General features: G+C 61.3%; 16 protein-coding genes. 10 read left to right on the forward strand and 6 right to left on the reverse strand.

What is annotated here, in order from left to right:
- Positions 1-2 precede the first annotated feature (2 nt).
- Together asnS and ACZO0A_RS00790 are read left to right on the forward strand one after the other, a co-directional pair.
- Complete coding sequence (gene asnS, locus ACZO0A_RS00785) at positions 3-1,388, forward strand: asparagine--tRNA ligase (RefSeq protein ID WP_302492630.1); 1,386 nt, start codon at positions 3-5, stop codon at positions 1,386-1,388.
- Complete coding sequence (locus ACZO0A_RS00790; RefSeq protein WP_302376323.1) at positions 1,388-2,416, forward strand: A/G-specific adenine glycosylase; 1,029 nt, start codon at positions 1,388-1,390, stop codon at positions 2,414-2,416. Before asnS ends, ACZO0A_RS00790 begins: the two co-directional genes overlap by 1 nt.
- Positions 2,417-2,590: 174 nt before the next feature.
- Here ACZO0A_RS00790 and ACZO0A_RS00795 read toward each other — a convergent pair whose 3' ends face one another.
- A complete protein-coding gene (locus ACZO0A_RS00795; RefSeq protein ID WP_302376322.1) occupies positions 2,591-3,319 on the reverse strand; it encodes an RsmE family RNA methyltransferase in 729 nt (242 codons plus the stop codon).
- Between the two features lie 3 nt (positions 3,320-3,322).
- Positions 3,323-4,243, reverse strand: a complete 921-nt coding sequence (gene prmA / locus ACZO0A_RS00800) for a 50S ribosomal protein L11 methyltransferase (protein ID WP_291231537.1) — start codon at positions 4,241-4,243, stop codon at positions 3,323-3,325.
- 188 nt (positions 4,244-4,431) lie between these two features.
- On the opposite strand from prmA, the gene ACZO0A_RS00805 reads away from it, so the two are divergent.
- From ACZO0A_RS00805 to ACZO0A_RS00825, 5 genes are all read left to right on the forward strand, one after another.
- Positions 4,432-5,001 carry a hypothetical protein gene (locus ACZO0A_RS00805; RefSeq protein WP_302376321.1) on the forward strand — a complete coding sequence of 190 codons (570 nt, stop codon included), beginning with the start codon at positions 4,432-4,434 and terminating at the stop codon, positions 4,999-5,001.
- A 32-nt stretch (positions 5,002-5,033) separates the two neighbouring features.
- Positions 5,034-5,477: a SpoVA/SpoVAEb family sporulation membrane protein gene (locus ACZO0A_RS00810; protein WP_215693798.1), complete on the forward strand. Its 444-nt coding sequence runs from the start codon at positions 5,034-5,036 to the stop codon at positions 5,475-5,477.
- A gap of 3 nt (positions 5,478-5,480) precedes the next feature.
- Positions 5,481-6,497 carry a stage V sporulation protein AD gene (locus tag ACZO0A_RS00815; RefSeq protein ID WP_302492629.1) on the forward strand — a complete coding sequence of 339 codons (1,017 nt, stop codon included), beginning with the start codon at positions 5,481-5,483 and terminating at the stop codon, positions 6,495-6,497.
- Positions 6,494-6,850: a stage V sporulation protein AE gene (spoVAE, locus tag ACZO0A_RS00820; RefSeq protein WP_215693795.1), complete on the forward strand. Its 357-nt coding sequence runs from the start codon at positions 6,494-6,496 to the stop codon at positions 6,848-6,850. Before ACZO0A_RS00815 ends, spoVAE begins: the two co-directional genes overlap by 4 nt.
- Positions 6,851-6,937: 87 nt before the next feature.
- A complete protein-coding gene (locus ACZO0A_RS00825) occupies positions 6,938-8,275 on the forward strand; it encodes an MATE family efflux transporter (RefSeq protein ID WP_215693793.1) in 1,338 nt (445 codons plus the stop codon).
- 164 nt (positions 8,276-8,439) lie between these two features.
- Here the strand turns inward: ACZO0A_RS00825 and ACZO0A_RS00830 are convergent, their stop codons facing one another.
- Entirely contained in the window at positions 8,440-9,888 is a 1,449-nt protein-coding gene (locus tag ACZO0A_RS00830) for a S1C family serine protease (RefSeq protein WP_302492628.1), read from the reverse strand.
- 192 nt (positions 9,889-10,080) lie between these two features.
- Here ACZO0A_RS00830 and ACZO0A_RS00835 point away from each other — a divergent pair, with 192 nt between their 5' ends.
- Together ACZO0A_RS00835 and mnmM are read left to right on the forward strand one after the other, a co-directional pair.
- The gene (locus tag ACZO0A_RS00835) at positions 10,081-11,178 is read left to right on the forward strand and encodes a linear amide C-N hydrolase (protein WP_302376325.1); all 1,098 of its coding nucleotides are present in this window, start codon (positions 10,081-10,083) and stop codon (positions 11,176-11,178) included.
- A 5-nt stretch (positions 11,179-11,183) separates the two neighbouring features.
- Positions 11,184-12,035: a tRNA 5-(aminomethyl)-2-thiouridylate-methyltransferase MnmM gene (mnmM, locus tag ACZO0A_RS00840; RefSeq protein ID WP_294719052.1), complete on the forward strand. Its 852-nt coding sequence runs from the start codon at positions 11,184-11,186 to the stop codon at positions 12,033-12,035.
- 45 nt (positions 12,036-12,080) lie between these two features.
- Here the strand turns inward: mnmM and ACZO0A_RS00845 are convergent, their stop codons facing one another.
- Together ACZO0A_RS00845 and ACZO0A_RS00850 are read right to left on the reverse strand one after the other, a co-directional pair.
- Entirely contained in the window at positions 12,081-13,436 is a 1,356-nt protein-coding gene (locus ACZO0A_RS00845; protein ID WP_294719053.1) for an MATE family efflux transporter, read from the reverse strand.
- A gap of 10 nt (positions 13,437-13,446) precedes the next feature.
- On the reverse strand, positions 13,447-14,451 hold the full coding sequence (locus ACZO0A_RS00850; RefSeq protein WP_215693785.1) for a nucleoid-associated protein: 1,005 nt from the start codon (positions 14,449-14,451) through the stop codon (positions 13,447-13,449).
- A 103-nt stretch (positions 14,452-14,554) separates the two neighbouring features.
- On the opposite strand from ACZO0A_RS00850, the gene ACZO0A_RS00855 reads away from it, so the two are divergent.
- On the forward strand, positions 14,555-14,770 hold the full coding sequence (locus ACZO0A_RS00855) for a hypothetical protein (protein ID WP_291211751.1): 216 nt from the start codon (positions 14,555-14,557) through the stop codon (positions 14,768-14,770).
- Between the two features lie 104 nt (positions 14,771-14,874).
- On the opposite strand, the gene ACZO0A_RS00860 is transcribed toward ACZO0A_RS00855, so the two are convergent.
- Positions 14,875-15,267, reverse strand: coding sequence for a thioesterase family protein (locus ACZO0A_RS00860; protein ID WP_215693781.1), 393 nt, complete (start codon positions 15,265-15,267; stop codon positions 14,875-14,877).
- Between the last annotated feature and the right edge of the window lie 57 nt (positions 15,268-15,324).

Here is a 15,324-nt window from a genome sequence, read left to right on the forward strand (position 1 = left end):
CCATGCAGAGAACGGAACTTGCATCGCTGTACAAGGCCACCCCCGCAGACGGTACCAAGGTCACTGTCTGCGGCTGGGCAAAAACCGTGCGCGATTCTAAAAATATCGGCTTTATCTCGCTGTCCGACGGCAGCTGCTATAAGCCCGTCCAGATCGTTTTCCAGGCTGACAAGCTCGCCAACTATGCCGAAATCGCCAAGTGCGGCCTGTACACGAGCTTTGAGGTCACCGGCACGCTGGTCGTGACCCCGGGCGCCAAGCAGCCCTTTGAGATCAACGCCGACGAGATCACGGTGCTTGGCCCCTGCGGCGGTGATTATCCGCTGCAGAAAAAGAAAATGGGCATGGATTACCTGCGCACCATGACCCACCTGCGCCCCCGCACCAACACCTTCAACGCGGCGTTCCGCGTGCGCGGCCAGGCGGCGTTTGCCCTGCATCAGTTCTTCCATGAGCACGGATTTACCTACGTGCATACGCCGATTTTTACCGGCTCTGACTGCGAGGGCGCCGGTGAGATGTTCCAGGTCACGACCCTCGACCTCAACGATATCCCCCGCAACGACGAGGGCGGCGTTGACTATACGAAGGACTTCTTCAAGCGCCCGGTCAACCTGACCGTCTCCGGCCAGCTGGAGGCCGAGGCCATGGCAATGGCCCTGGGCAACGTCTATACCTTCGGCCCTACCTTCCGCGCCGAGAAGAGCTACGATACCCGCCACGCCGCCGAGTTCTGGATGATCGAGCCGGAGATGGCTTTCGCCGATCTGAACACCTACCTGGAGACCGCCGAGGCCATGACCCGCTACGTCATCCGCTACCTGCTGGACAACTGCCACGACGAGCTGGCCTTCTTCAACCAGTTCTTTGACAAGGGTCTCATCGAGCGCCTGGAACTGGTTGCCAGCAGCGACTTTGCCCGAGTGACCTACACCGACGCCATCGAGCTGCTGAAGAAGAACAACGACAACTTCCAGTACAAAGTCGAGTGGGGTACCGATCTGCAGACCGAGCACGAGCGCTACCTGACCGAGCAGATCTTCAAGAAGCCGGTGTTCGTCACCGACTACCCGAAGGAAATCAAGGCGTTCTATATGCGCCAGAACGAGGACGGCAAGACTGTTGCTGCAGCCGATATGCTGGTGCCCGGCATCGGTGAGCTGATCGGCGGCTCCCAGCGTGAGGAGCGCCTGGACGTGCTGGAAGCCCGCATGAAGGAACTGGGCCTGAATACCGCCGACTACGACTGGTATCTTGACCTGCGCCGTTATGGCAGTGTCAAGCACGCCGGTTACGGCTTGGGCTTTGAGCGCCTGCTGATGTACGTCACCGGCATCCCCAACATCCGCGACGTCATCCCCTTCCCCCGCACCTGCGGTGGTTTTTGATGGAGCCCATTGCCGCACCGCTGCTGCAATGGTTTAACGCAAACAAGAGGCTCCTGCCTTTCCGGCAGGAGCCTTCTGCGTACCACATCTGGGTCAGCGAAATTATGCTGCAGCAGACCCGCGTGGCAGCGGCGATACCCTATTATGAACGTTTTATCGCAGCTTTGCCGAACCCTGCCGCCCTGGCGGCCTGTGAGCCGGACGCCTTGCGCAAGCTGTGGCAGGGCCTTGGCTATTACAACCGCGTCAACAATATGCAGAAAGCCGCCCGCATCGTCTGTGAGCAGTACGGCGGAGACCTGCCCGCTGACTACGACGCCCTGCGCAGCCTGCCGGGCATCGGCGACTACACGGCGGGCGCGGTGGCGAGCATTGCCTTTGGCATCCCCGCCCCTGCGGTGGACGGGAACGTCCTGCGCGTCTTTGCGCGGCTGTACAACGACGACGCCGACGTGATGAATCCGGCGACGAAGCGGCTGTTTACAGAGCGGGTTTTGGCGCAGATGCCCAAAGCCACCCCCGGCCCCTACAACGAGGCCCTGATGGAACTGGGGGCGCTGGTCTGCGTGCCCGGCACGCCCCGGTGCGGGGAATGCCCGCTGGCCGACCTGTGCCAGGGGTATGCGGCGGGCCGCGCGGCGGAACTGCCCGTGAAGCCCGCGCCCAAGGCCAAGAGCAAAGTGCCAGTGACGGTGGCGCTGATTGAAAGCGAGCGGGGGTTACTATTACAGCGGCGGCCCGCCCACGGCCTGCTGGCCGGATTGTGGCAGCCCGCCGCATGGGAAAAGGCTCTGACAAGGGACGAACTGTGCGCTGCGCTGGCGAAACTGGGCGTGCAGGCCGCGCTGGCCGCGCCGCTGCCGCCCGCAAAGCACGTATTTACGCACAAGGTTTGGGAACTTGGCGGGTGGAAAGGCACGGCGAAAGCGTGTGAGCTGCCCGACGGCTATGTCTGGGCAGCCGCCGAGGACTTGGCCGAGGTATACCCCGTGCCGAATGCGTTTGGGGCGTATGTGAAGGCGAAATAGTAGAGCTGTAGGGGCGGCATATATGCCGCCCGCGGGTTTCCCATTAGTGTCCGTTAGCCTTTTACCTGCGGGCCGGGCATGCCCGGCCCCTACAAGGGCAATAATAACACAAAGAGGAGCGCTACCCACATGCGGGTGGCGCTCCTCTTTCTTTTTACATACTATGGTTTGTGGTTACTCCAAATTCCCCGTCAGCAGCATCGTCGCTGTCAGCGCGGCCAGGGGCGCGGTCTCGCATCGCAGGATGCGCGGGCCTAAGCCTACCGTCACGGCCCCGGCAGCTTTCGCAGCGGCGGCCTCCTCGACGGAAAAACCGCCCTCGCTCCCGGTGACGATGGCAATGCGCTTGTATCGGCTGGGGTGCAGGATCTCCCGCAGCGGCGCACCGCCGCCCTCGTAGAAGAACAGCACAAGGTCAAAATCTGCAAATGCCTTGCACACCGCACCAAAATCCGGCAGCGGCATCGCCACATGGGGCAGCGTTGCGCGGCCCGCCTGCTTGGCGGCTTCGGCGGCAATGCGGTTGTACCGCTCGCACTTCACATCCTCTTTTTTTGGCGCTGCTACGCAGTATCGACTGAAAAACGGTACAACTTCAGTCACGCCCAGCTCGACGCTGTGGCGGATGACTTCTTCTAATTTGCCCGCCTTGGGGTAGCCCGCAAACAGCGTTACGGCGCAGTCCGGCTCGGCCTTGCTGGTCGTACCGTCGGTGACGGAAAACTCCACCCGCCCCGGCTCAATGGCCGTGACCGTGCCGAGATATTCCAGCCCGTCCGGGCCGCAGAGGACGACTTCCTCACCCAGTTTGGCACGCATGACGTCGGCCAGGTGGTGGGCATCGCTGCCGGTCAGCGCGGCGCGGCCATCGGCCAACTCCCGGGTAAAATAACGATGCGGCATACTTTACGCCTCTTTCTTTTCGCAGATGATGCAGACCCAGCCGCGCTTTTCCTTGACCTCGATGGGCGCAAGACCTGCGGCTTGCAGCCCGGTGAGCACTTCATCCCTGCGCTCGGTGATGATGCCGCTGGCGATGAAACGTGCGCCCGGGGCCATCAGCGGCGGCACGTGGGGGGCCAGCGACAGGATGGCCGCCGCCACGATGTTGGCCGTGATGATGTTGTACTGCCCGCTGGCCTGGTCGGACAGATCGCCGACGAGGACTTTAAAGTGGTCGGCCACGCCGTTGCGCTGGGCGTTCTCACCCGCAGTGCGCACGCACATCGGGTCGATGTCCACGCCCTCGGCCTCGGCTGCGCCGAGCTTCAGTGCGGCAATGGCCAGAATGCCGGAGCCGGTACCGATATCCAGCACCCGCTCGCCGCCCTTGACCAGGCTGTCCAGCGTTTCCAGGCAGAGCGAAGTCGTCTCGTGCGTGCCGGTGCCGAAGGCCATGCCCGGGTCCATGATGATCTTGATGCGGTCGGTCTGGTGATCCTCCCACCCGGGCACGATGGCAAGGCGGTCGCCAATATCCATCGCGTGGTAGTATTTTTTCCAGCCGTTCTGCCAGTCCTCCTGCTCGACGCCGGTGGTGTTGAGCTGGTAGTTGATGCCGCTGTTCTGCAGACGTTCCTCAAACAGGGGCAGAACCTCGGCGGGGTTTTCATCGGGTGCAAGGTACATATGTACGATGACGACGTCGCGGGGCTTGTCCAGCAGCTCCTGCTCGATGAGGTCCACGTGGGCGATCTCCCACGCCTGCTGTTCCAGGTCGCTGTAATCCTCGATATAAATGCCGCCGTTGGCGACCATCGTTGCGATGGCCTCGGCCGTGTCTGCGTCACGCTTGGCGACGGTAATGCTGATGTCAGTCCATTCCATGTGGGTGGCTCCTTGTTTATAAAGTGTGTCGCAAATGGCGGCGGTCAGAGGACTGACCGCCCTACAGGGCAGCTGCATGGTAGGGCGGCCAGTCCTCTGGCCGCCGTTGGGCAGCACCCGTGATGCGTAATTTTACCTATTATACCGTATTTTCCCCCACAATTCAATCACAGAAAGGAGAAATCTCCATGCAAATCAAGCGCCTGTCCCCTGCTGCGTGCGAAGAACTCTACCACACGGCGCTGCCGCGGGATTTCCCTGCGGCAGAGCTCAAACCCTTTGCCGAGATACAGCGCCTGTTAGACGCGGGCATCTACGAGCCGCTGCTGCTGACCGACGACGCAGGTGTGCGGCTGGCCTACGCGTGGCAGGTCGTGCTGCCGGGCCAGCGGACGGCGCTGCTGGACTACTTTGCCGTGCGGTGTGACCTGCGGGGCGGCGGCGTTGGCACCCAGGCATTGCAGCTCGTCAAGGCCTACGACGCCATGCGGGTGCATGATCTATTGTTGGAGTGCGAGCACCCCGCCGAGGCCCCTGACCCTGCCGTGGCGCGGCGGCGCATCGGGTTTTACCTGCGGGCGGGGGCGCGGGCCACGGCACTGGAAAGCCGGGTGTTTGGCACGCGGTACGCCGTGCTTTCCCTGCCCTGCGGCGGCACGGTTCCCGACGCCGCCCTTTGCAAAGAGCTGCGCGCACTGTACAAAACGATGATACCGCAGCCGTATTATCGCGGGAACGTTATATTTTACGGCAACTAAGCCCATACTACCCCCAAAAGGAGGTATGGACTGTGAAACTGGACCCCAAGCAATATGACGAAATGGTAAACCGCGCGTCGCCGCCTTCGCCGGTGGTGCGGGACTGTGTGTGGGCGTTCTGCGTCGGCGGGGCTATCTGCACCCTGGGCGAGGGGCTGCGCCAGCTGTTTTTGATTTGGTACGACAAAACGCTGGCAGGCACCCTGACGAGCATTGCGCTGATTTTCCTCGCCGCCGTTTTCACGCTGCCGGGCTGGTATCAGAAACTGGCCGCCAAGGCGGGCGCGGGTACGCTGGTGCCTATCACCGGGTTTGCCAACTCGGTCGTCAGCCCGGCGATTGAGTTCAAGGCCGAGGGCTGGGTGACAGGCGTAGGTGCAAAGATTTTTGGCATCGCCGGGCCGGTCATCGCCTTTGGCACGCTGGCCAGCTTTGTGTGGGGCGTCATCTACTGGCTGCTGGGAAAGGTGGGGTGACACATGATACGAAAGGGTGATACCCTGCTGTTTGACGCGCCGCCCACCGTGGCGGCCTGGGCGGCGGCGGGCGGCAAAAAGGAGAGCGAAGGCCCGCTGGCCTCGACCTTTGACTTCGTGACCCAGGACGCGGGCTTTGGTGAGCAGGGCTGCGAAAACTGGGAGCAGGCCGAGAGCATTTTGCAGCGCAAGGCGGCGGAACTCTGCCTGCGCAAGGCGGATACACCGCGCACGAAGGTGGATATCGCCTTTGCCGGCGATTTGCAGGCCCAGTGTACGGCCAGCAACTACACGATGCGGGAGCTGGGCGTGCCGTTCGCGGGCGTGTACGGCGCGTGTTCTACGATGGCAGAGACGTTGGGGCTGGCCGCTGCGTTTGCGGCGTCCGGTATGGCAGAACGCGCCATGGCGCTGACCAGCAGCCATTTTTGCGCAGCAGAACGGCAATTCCGCACACCACTGGAATACGGCGCCAAGCGCACCCCCACGGCCCAGTGGACGGCCACAGCGGCGGGAGCCTGCCTGGTGCGGGCGCACGGCGGGCAGGGCGTGCCGGTGCTCTCGGTGACGTTTGGCCGCGTGCAGGATTTTGAGGTACACGACATCAACAACATGGGCGCGGCCATGATGCCCGCCGCGGCATCAACGCTGCTGCGCTATTTTGCGGCGACCAACACCCGCCCGCAGGACTTTGACGCGATTTTTACCGGGGACTTGGGCGAGGTCGGCTCGGCCCTTTTGCGAGAGCAGATGGCAAAGGAGGGCGTACCGCTGGACAACCACCAGGACTGCGGCTGCCTGCTGTATAACACACAGGGCCAGAATGTGCAGGCGGGCGGCAGCGGGGCCGGGTGCAGCGCGGCGGTGCTGTGCTGTAAAATACTGCCCATGCTGGCGGCTGGTCAGCTGCGCCGCGTGCTGTTTATGGCCACCGGGGCGCTGATGAGCCAGACCACGTTTTTGCAGGGCGAGAGCATTCCAGGCATTGCCCACTGCGTTGAGCTGGGAGGTGCGGTATGAACTACGTCTGGGCGTTTGTGGCAGGCGGCCTGATTTGCGTCGTGGGGCAGTTGTTTATCGATTATACCAAGCTCTCCCCTGCCCGGATTTTAACCGGGTATGTGGTGGCGGGCGTAATCTTAAGCGCCGTGGGTCTGTACAAGCCGCTGGTGGACTTTGCCGGGGCTGGGGCCAGCGTGCCGCTGCTGGGGTTTGGGCACCTGCTGGCCCAGGGCGTACAGAACGCCGTGGACGAGTGTGGGCTGCCCGGCGCGTTTACCGGCGGGCTGACAGCCGCCAGCGGGGGGATTGCGGCTAGTTTGATTTTTGGAGTATTGGCCGCGTTGGTGGGGAAAAGTAAGGATCAGAACTGAGTTGAGAAAGCCTTCCTTTGACAAGGAAGGCCTTTCTGTTTTATACTAGGTATGGTGTAAAAACAGAAGAAGAGGTTTTCAGCTCTCATGCAAAAACAACTCACTACAGGCCCGGTCATGCCTACGATGCTGCAGTTTGCGGTGCCTATGATTTTGGGCGATTTGCTGCAGCAATGCTATAATATTGCCGATACCCTCATTGTGGGGCGGTTCATCGGCACCGGGGCACTGGCGGCGGTGGGGTCGGCGTTCACGCTTATGACCTTTTTGACGTCCATTCTGCTGGGTCTTGCCATGGGCAGCGGCACGGTGTTTTCCATCAAATACGGACAAAAGGACGATGCAGGGTTAAAAGAGGGCATCCTTGCCAGCTTTGTGCTGCTGGCGGGTGTCACGGCGGTGCTGGTGTTTGCTGTGTACGCCGGGTTCGACGGCATTATCTGGTTCCTGCGCATCCCTGCCGAGATCGACGCCATGATGCGGACGTACCTGCGCATCGTGTTTGCGGGACTGGCTGCAACATTTCTCTATAATTATTTTGCGTCGCTGCTGCGGGCGCTGGGCAACTCGGTCGTGCCGCTGGTGTTCCTGGCGGTGTCGGCGGGGTTGAACATCGTGCTCGACCTTTGGTTCGTCTGCGGGCTGGGGCGTGGCGTGGCCGGTGCTGCCGAGGCGACCGTCATTGCGCAGTACGTCTCCGGCGTGGGCATTGCGCTGTACACCTGGTTCGGGTTCCCGCTGCTGCGGGCGGCCTGCCGGGCCAAGCTGCGGCCCGCCCGCATAAAAGAAATCGCGTCCTTCTCGGCGCTGACCTGCATCCAGCAGTCTGTCATGAATCTGGGCATCCTGGCCGTGCAGGGTCTTGTCAACAGCTTTGGCACGGTGGTCATGGCGGCGTTTGCGGCGGCGGTCAAAATCGACGCCTTTGCGTACCTGCCGGTGCAGGATTTCGGCAATGCGTTCTCGATTTTCTTGGCGCAGAACTACGGTGCACAGGAGAAAGGCCGCCTCAAACAGGGTATGCGCGGCGCGTTTGCCGCGGCGGCAGGGTTCAGCGTGGCGGTCAGCGCTGTGGTGTATGGGTTTGCCGCGCCGCTGATGCGGATCTTTATTGATGCGGGCGAGATGGATGTCATCGCCGAGGGTGTGCGGTATCTGCACATCGAGGGCGCGTTTTATTTAGGCATCGGCTGGCTGTTTTTGCTGTACGGCCTATACCGCGCCGTGGGGCGGCCGGGTATGTCGGTGGTGCTCACGGTCATTTCGCTGGGCATCCGCGTGGCGCTGGCCTATACGCTTTCGGCAATCCCGGCGGTTGGCGTGGTCGGCATCTGGTGGAGCGTGCCCATCGGCTGGTTTTTGGCCGATGCTGTGGGGCTGGGGTATTATTGGTGGAAACGGCGGACGTTGTTTGAGATGCGGTGAAAACCGCTAGGCAGGGTTGCAGGGGCCGCAGATGTGCGGCCCGCAGCCTTCCCGCAAACGACCGTTCTCCCTATACGACCGGGCCGGGCATGCCCGGCCCCTACGGATAAATATCAAAAAAGGGATGCAGGCCGCAAAACCTGCATCCCTTTTCTTATGCTATTTTACTGTGCGCTCGACCCCAGGGCGACGTTCAGCGTCAGCACCTTACCGTCGCGCTCGACCTGCAAGGCCACCGTGTCGCCGATGGATTTATCCTTCAGATAGTTCTTCAACGCGGAAGTGTCGCTCACCGCCGTGTCATCCACGGCCAGCACGCGGTCGCCCGCCAGCACGCCGCCGGCTTCGGCACCGCTGCCTTTGGTGACTTCCACCACGTAAACGCCCATGGTGGAAACGCCCAGCTGCTGCGCGGTCTGTGCGTCGGTCACATCAACGATCTTGACGCCCAGCGCCGGACGCGCCACGCTGCCGCTTTCAATCAGCTGCTGGCCGATTTCCATGGCTGTGTTGATGGGGATGGCAAAGCCGATGCCCTCGGCTTCACTGTAGCTGCTCTTGGCGTTGACAATGCCGATCAGCTCGCCGTTGCCGTTGAACAGGCCGCCGCCAGAGTTGCCCGGGCTGATGGACGCATCGGTCTGGATCAGCGTCATATCGTTGTCTTGCACCGTGACCTGGCGGTTCAGGGCGCTGACAACGCCGTCGGTGACGGTGTTGGACAGCGTACCCAGCGGGTTGCCGACGGCCACAGCGACTTCACCCACGGCCAGCGCGTCACTGTCGCCGATGACCGCCGGGGTCAGGCCGGTGGCGTCGATTTTCAGTACCGCGATATCGGAGGTGGAATCCTGGCCGACGATGGTCGCGTCATAACTCTCATCGCTGCCGTCCAGCTGGACCTTAACACTGGTTGCGCCGCTGACAACGTGGGCGCAGGTCAGAATGTAGCCATCCTGGCTGATGATGACGCCGGAACCGGCACCGCTCTGCACGTAGTAGCCGCCGAACCAGGTCTGGCTGCTGCTCATCTGCTCGGTGGTGATGGCCACGACGCTGGGCGAGACGACAGACGCGATCTGCTGGACGCTCATGTTCGTGCCGCCGGTGCTGCCTGTGGTGGTGGCGTCGGTGTCCGTACTGCGCTGCACCTGCTGCACAACGACCTGGCTGCCGGTCAGGCCCATGCGGCTGGCGGCCACTGCGCCGCCAAAACCGCCGCCGAAGCCCAGCGCCACAACGCCGACACCGGCCAGCACGCGGAGCAGGACCTTGCGGCCGCCCTTCTTCTTCTCGGGCACAGGGGGCTGCTGCGGGGCGCTGGCGTAGCTGTACCCATTGTAGCCGCCGCTGCCGCCATTGCCGCCGCTGAAGCTGCTGGTGTAGCCGCTGTTGTCCTGCTGGGACTGCGGGCTTGCGCCGCAGCCGGAATAATCCGTGCGGGCGGTGTTTGCGGTGTTGGCCCCGCTGGAACCTACATTGGGGTAGGCGCTGCCCTGTGCGGGCTGCTGCGGGGCGGTTTGTTCGGGCTGTGCAGGCTGCGCATTGTTCTGTGCAGGCTGCCCGCCGGATGTATTGTTATAGAGACCGGAGTAATCGTATTCGTTGCTCATATGGGTCGTCTCCTTTCGCTTTCGATGCTTACAGTATACAGGGTAATTGTGAAATAGGTTTCGTCAGAGAGTGAAAACTCTGTGAAAAGCGGTGAAAACCGTGATAAATTCTCCGTTGCGCCGCGCAACAGGATGTGCTATAATCAAATTATAAAGTATACATATAAAAGGGAGGCGTTTTCTGTGAAAAAGATGATCCTGCGTGTTCTGTTGGCACTTTTGCTGCTGGTATTGCTGGCGGCAGCCGGGTTTGGCGTGCTGTATGCCGGGCGGCTGCGCACGGTGAACAGCATTGAAAAAATCACCGATTACAGCGACTATAATCTCTACCGCATGGACGTCCGGTACGATTACAGCATCGACGATGTCATCAACTACGGCATCACCGACAACCAATCGATGATCGATGCCATCCTGAAGGAAACGCTTCCCCTGCTGCCCATCCATATGAAAGCCCCACAGTTCGGGTGCAGCGCCTTTGCAACGGTGCAGGATAGGCATATCGTGATGGGCCGCAACTACGACTTCAAGCGTGATACCTCGGCCATGCTGGTCTATTGTACGCCGAAGGACGGTTACAAATCCGTGGCGCTGGCCGCGCTGGACAATATCTCGGCCAACCAGCCGGATGTGAGCATGGCGAAAAAGCTCGCCTGCCTGACCGCACCGTTCATCTGTCTGGACGGTATGAACGAGAAGGGCGTGTCCATCGCCGTGCTGACGCTGGACAGTGAGCCGGTCAACCAGGACACCGGCAAGCAGAAAATTTTTACGACCCTTGCCATCCGCCTGGTGCTGGACCGCGCCGCCACGACCCAGGAGGCGGTGGACCTGCTGGACAGCTACGATATGTTTGCAACGTCGGGGCGAGACTACCACTTCTTTGTCACCGATGCCGCCGGCGATGCCCGTGTCATTGAGTACGACCCGGAGCAGGAAGGCCGCCCGCTGCGCTGGACGGCGATGCAGGCCATCACGAACTTTTACGGCTGCTATGCCTATTTAGTGCAGCCGAACCAGAAAAATGGCATCTACGGCCATGGCAAAGAGCGCTATGACGCCATTATGGACGTTCTGGCAATGCGCGATTCTGATGGGAATATCCCTGCGGATACCGCATGGCGGGCGCTGCGGGCATCCGCCCAGAATCCCAACCCCGAGGACGTGACCAGCAATACCCAGTGGTCGCTGGTGTATGACGATACCGCGCTGACCGCGCAGATCGCCCTCCGCCGCAACTGGGACGATGTGATCCACTACGACCTGAACACAAACACGATTGGCGGGTAACGACTATGCAGATCAAGCAGGAAAAAGGGCACTACACTTTATATAAGGAGAACGAGGCCATCGGCATGGCGGTCGTGGACGGCGCGACCATCCTGCGGTTGGAGATCGTACCCGAGTGGCGCGGCCGCGGCTATGGCAGTTACTTAGTCAAAGAGCTGCTGCGGCGCGGCGGCGGGCTGGACCCCAAGCAGACCACCCGGTTTACTGCGCCCCTGCCCCGGGACGAGGCGGGCCGTGCGCTGGCGCGGCGGTTCGACTTTTTACCCGAGGGCGGGCGGCTGGTGCGCCGCCGCGTGCCCGACTTGTCTGCTGTGCAGCTCTGCCATGAATTTTTGGAGGCCCACCTGACCCCCGGCGGGCTGTTTCTGGACGCGACCTGCGGCAACGGCAACGATACGCTGTTTTTGTGCCGCCTGGCCGGGCAGAACGGCCGCGTGCTGGGCATGGATATCCAGCCCCAGGCCGTGGACCGCACGAACCGCCGCCTGAAAGAGGCCGGGTATGATAAAATCGGCCGCGCGGTGCTCTACGATCACGCCCGTCTGGGCGAGCTGGTGCAGCCCGGCAAGGTGGACTGCGTGCTGTTCAATTTCGGCTGGCTGCCCGGGGCCGAGCATGATATACATTCGACTGCTGATGGCAGTGTGCCCGCCCTGCGTGCGGCGCTGGATGCCCTGCGCCCCGGAGGGGTGCTGGCGGCGGTGCTGTACAGCGGCAAGGTCATCGGCGATGCCGAAAAGCAGGCGGCGCTGGCGTTCTTCCGCACGCTGCCGCTGACGAAGTATACGGTGCTGGTCTGTGAGTTTGCCAACTGGGCGGACACTGCCCCGCTGCCGTGCTTTGTGATCAAGAAATAAAAAAACTGCCATGCATCTTTCGCGATGCATGGCAGTTTTTTGTAATTATTCCGGCGCTCCCCCGCCCAATCGGGGGATTGGGCAGTGCTTAATATACCAGGCAAACAGCACCGACGAGATGCTCCAGGTGATAGGATACGCCCAGAACACGACACCGATCTGATGGATAAAGTGCAGCGTGATGGTGATATAGGTGATGCGCAGCGCACACCAGACCATCAGCATGACCATCATTGGCACGACTGGGCGGCCCAGCCCGCGCAGAATGCCCGCCGAGCAATGGCTGAACGCCAGCAGGCAGTAGAACAGTGCGGCCGTGTGGGCCTGCTGCACGCCGAAGGCAATGACCTCCGGCTCACGGCTGAACGCGCCGATGAGCCACGGCGACCCAAAGTAAATGCACAGGCCGACGATCTCGGCCATCAGCACCGAGCAGAGGGAACCGAATTTCATGCCCTTTTTTACGCGGTCAGGCTGGCCTGCACCAACATTCTGGCTGACGAAGGTCGCCAGCGCCATCGAGAAGCAGGTCACAGGCAGGAAGGCGAAGCCCTCCACCTTGCTGTACGCGCCGCAGCCCGCCATGGCCTGGGCACCGAACGAGTTGATGTTGGACTGCACAATGACGTTGGCAATCGAAATGACCGAGTTCTGCACGCCGGAGGGCAAGCCCTGCACAATGACCGCCTTGAGCGACGGGCCGTCAAATCTGACTTCCCGCCAGCGGACGGCCCATTCTTCTTGGGAGCGCATCAGCTTGGCGAAGGCGAGAATGGCACTGACCGTCTGGGAGGCAATGGTGGCGAAGGCTGCCGCGCCCACGCCGAAGCGCAGCCAGCCTACCAAAATTAAATCCAGAATAATATTGATGATGGACGCTGTGATAAGATACTCCATCGGGCTTTTGCTGTCGCCCACAGACTGTAAAATACTCGCACCTACGTTGTACATAACAACGGCGATCGAGCCCATAAAGTACATACGGAAGTAGGAAATCGAGTTGACGAGCACGTCGGCGGGGGTGCCCATCCAGCGCAAGATCTGCGGGGTCAGGATGACGCCGACGACGGTCAGCACCACACCGGCAGCCAGGCCCAGCGCCACGGTGGTGTGAATGGTGCGGCGCATCCTGTCCCAATCTTTGGCACCGAAATACCGTGCCACCACGACGCCCGCACCCAGCGAAACGCCGTTGACGAAGCCGGTCAGCAGAAAAATCAAACTGCCGGACGAGCCGACGGCGGCCAGCGCCTCGCCGCCCAGAAAGTTGCCGACGATCAGGGAGTCGGCGGCGTTATACAGCTGCTGGAACAGGTTGCTGACGAAAATCGGCAGCGCAAACAGCAGCATCCCTTTGGCCACGCTGCCCTGTGTCAGTGTGGTTTTTTGTTTTGTTTCCATGTTTTGTTTTTTACACCAATACGTCCTTAATCAACAAACTCAACCCGCCGGTGGCCGAATGGATGAACTCAACGGCATCGTCGGAACTGCACAATTCGGCGGGGATTTTAATTTCAATGCCGGATTCGGTCTTGAAACTGCGGCTTTCCAGCTTTTTGATGCGGGCGGGGGTCACGGTCACGCGGTCGTTCTCCTGCACGCCGGTCTCGGCCAGGGCTTCCTCAAATTTCGGCGCGGCCAGGGGAAAATTCTCCCGGATACGCTCGCGCACGTCCTCGACGGAGATTTGATTGTCCACGGCCTGGTTGCGCACCAGCAGCTCCACGGCGGTCTCGGTGCCGCCGTCAAAGGGCGGTACATCGTCCAGTTCCTCCGGCTCGGGGTAGGCCTCCTTCACCGCGGCGACGGCAGTCTCGCAGACGGCTTTCAGCTTGGCTTTCTCCTGCAAAGCCTCGGTGCAGCCGAACACGCGGGTGGAAAGGTAGAAGTCCTTTTTATCGTCCAGCGTGAATTTTTTCTCAATGAGCCGCACCGTGCCGTTGGCGCGGTCGATAAGGGCGGCCTCGTCGGCCTTGGGCGTGCCGGGCAAAAGGGTCCGCTGCGGGACCATGCTGCTGAACCGACCGTTGCCCATCAGCTCGGTGTGGTGGGTGTAACCGGGGCGGTAGTTTAATTTCAGCACGCCGTAGAACGGTACGCCGTCGGCGGTGAAATCCACCACGGCCAGATCGCCCGCCGGGATGGCCTGGTATTGCAGCATCTGCTCAAAAATCACGCCCGCAATGCGGCGGGACAGGTCGATGAAATCGTTGTTCTGCGCCATTTCGGCGGCAAAGGCCGAATCGGGCAGAAAGCGGCAGTTCTTGACCTCGTCGCTGGCAAAGGCGCGCTCGAGGGTGGCGGTGTAGTATTCGTACAGGTCGGCGTCCATATCCATGGCGCGGTCCGACAAAACCGGCTCCGACGCGCCGGGGTCGAGCAGGTGCAGCACGACCTGGTTGAGTTTGAGTTCCATAGTTTGCAAAGCTCCTTAAAAATGGCGATAAATTTTATTATACCACGATTTGGCAGGTTTGGGTAGAGCCTGCGGCGGGCAGAATGAAAATGAGGTGATTTTGTTGGATAAGAAATTGGATAGAAAACAAAAGGACGAACTGCTAAGCCGCACGGTGCCCAGCCGCCAGAAGCAAGCCAAGGAATACTTGCAGGGCCGCAGCCCCGGCACGATGCAGCGCTACGCCCCCGACGCCCACGCCGACAGGCGGGAAGGCTGGGTGGAGAGCGAGGAGACCGTGCGGGACCTGGTGGACTGGCGGGAGGAGGCAATTTATTAAAAGAGGCGGCGAGGGCGGAATCCCTCCGACCTCGCTTTGACAAGGGAGGCTTTAAAGCCCCCCTTGTTAAAGGGGGCTGTCCGCGGCAGCGGACTGAGGGATTCCTACTTCGCCGTCAGTTTGCTGTTTGCCTTGCGGGTAAAACGCTCGTTATCCACGATATACCGCTCATGGGTCGCGGTGGCAACTTCGGTAACATCGTCGTAGACGCGGGCGGTGAAGCACAGGCGGCGGTCCTCAACAGCGGTCAGTTCACAGTCGCATTGTACGACCATCCCCACCGGGGTGGGGGCTGTGTGGGCCAGAGTCAGCGCCGTGCCGACGGTGCCCTGGTCCAGTTCCAGCTCTGCCGCGACGGACTGCCAGCAGGTCTTTTCAATTAAAGCGGCTACGGCCGGGGTAGCCAGCACCGGCAGCTCGCCGCTGCCCATGGCCTGGGCTGTATTTTCGGTGGTGACACGCAGCGCCGCGTGCCCCTTGATACCGGGGGTAAGCATAAGTCAATATCTCCTATTATACTTTTTTATTTAATTTATAATAACACACTTTCCGAC

Source organism: Gemmiger sp., assembly GCF_057431175.1.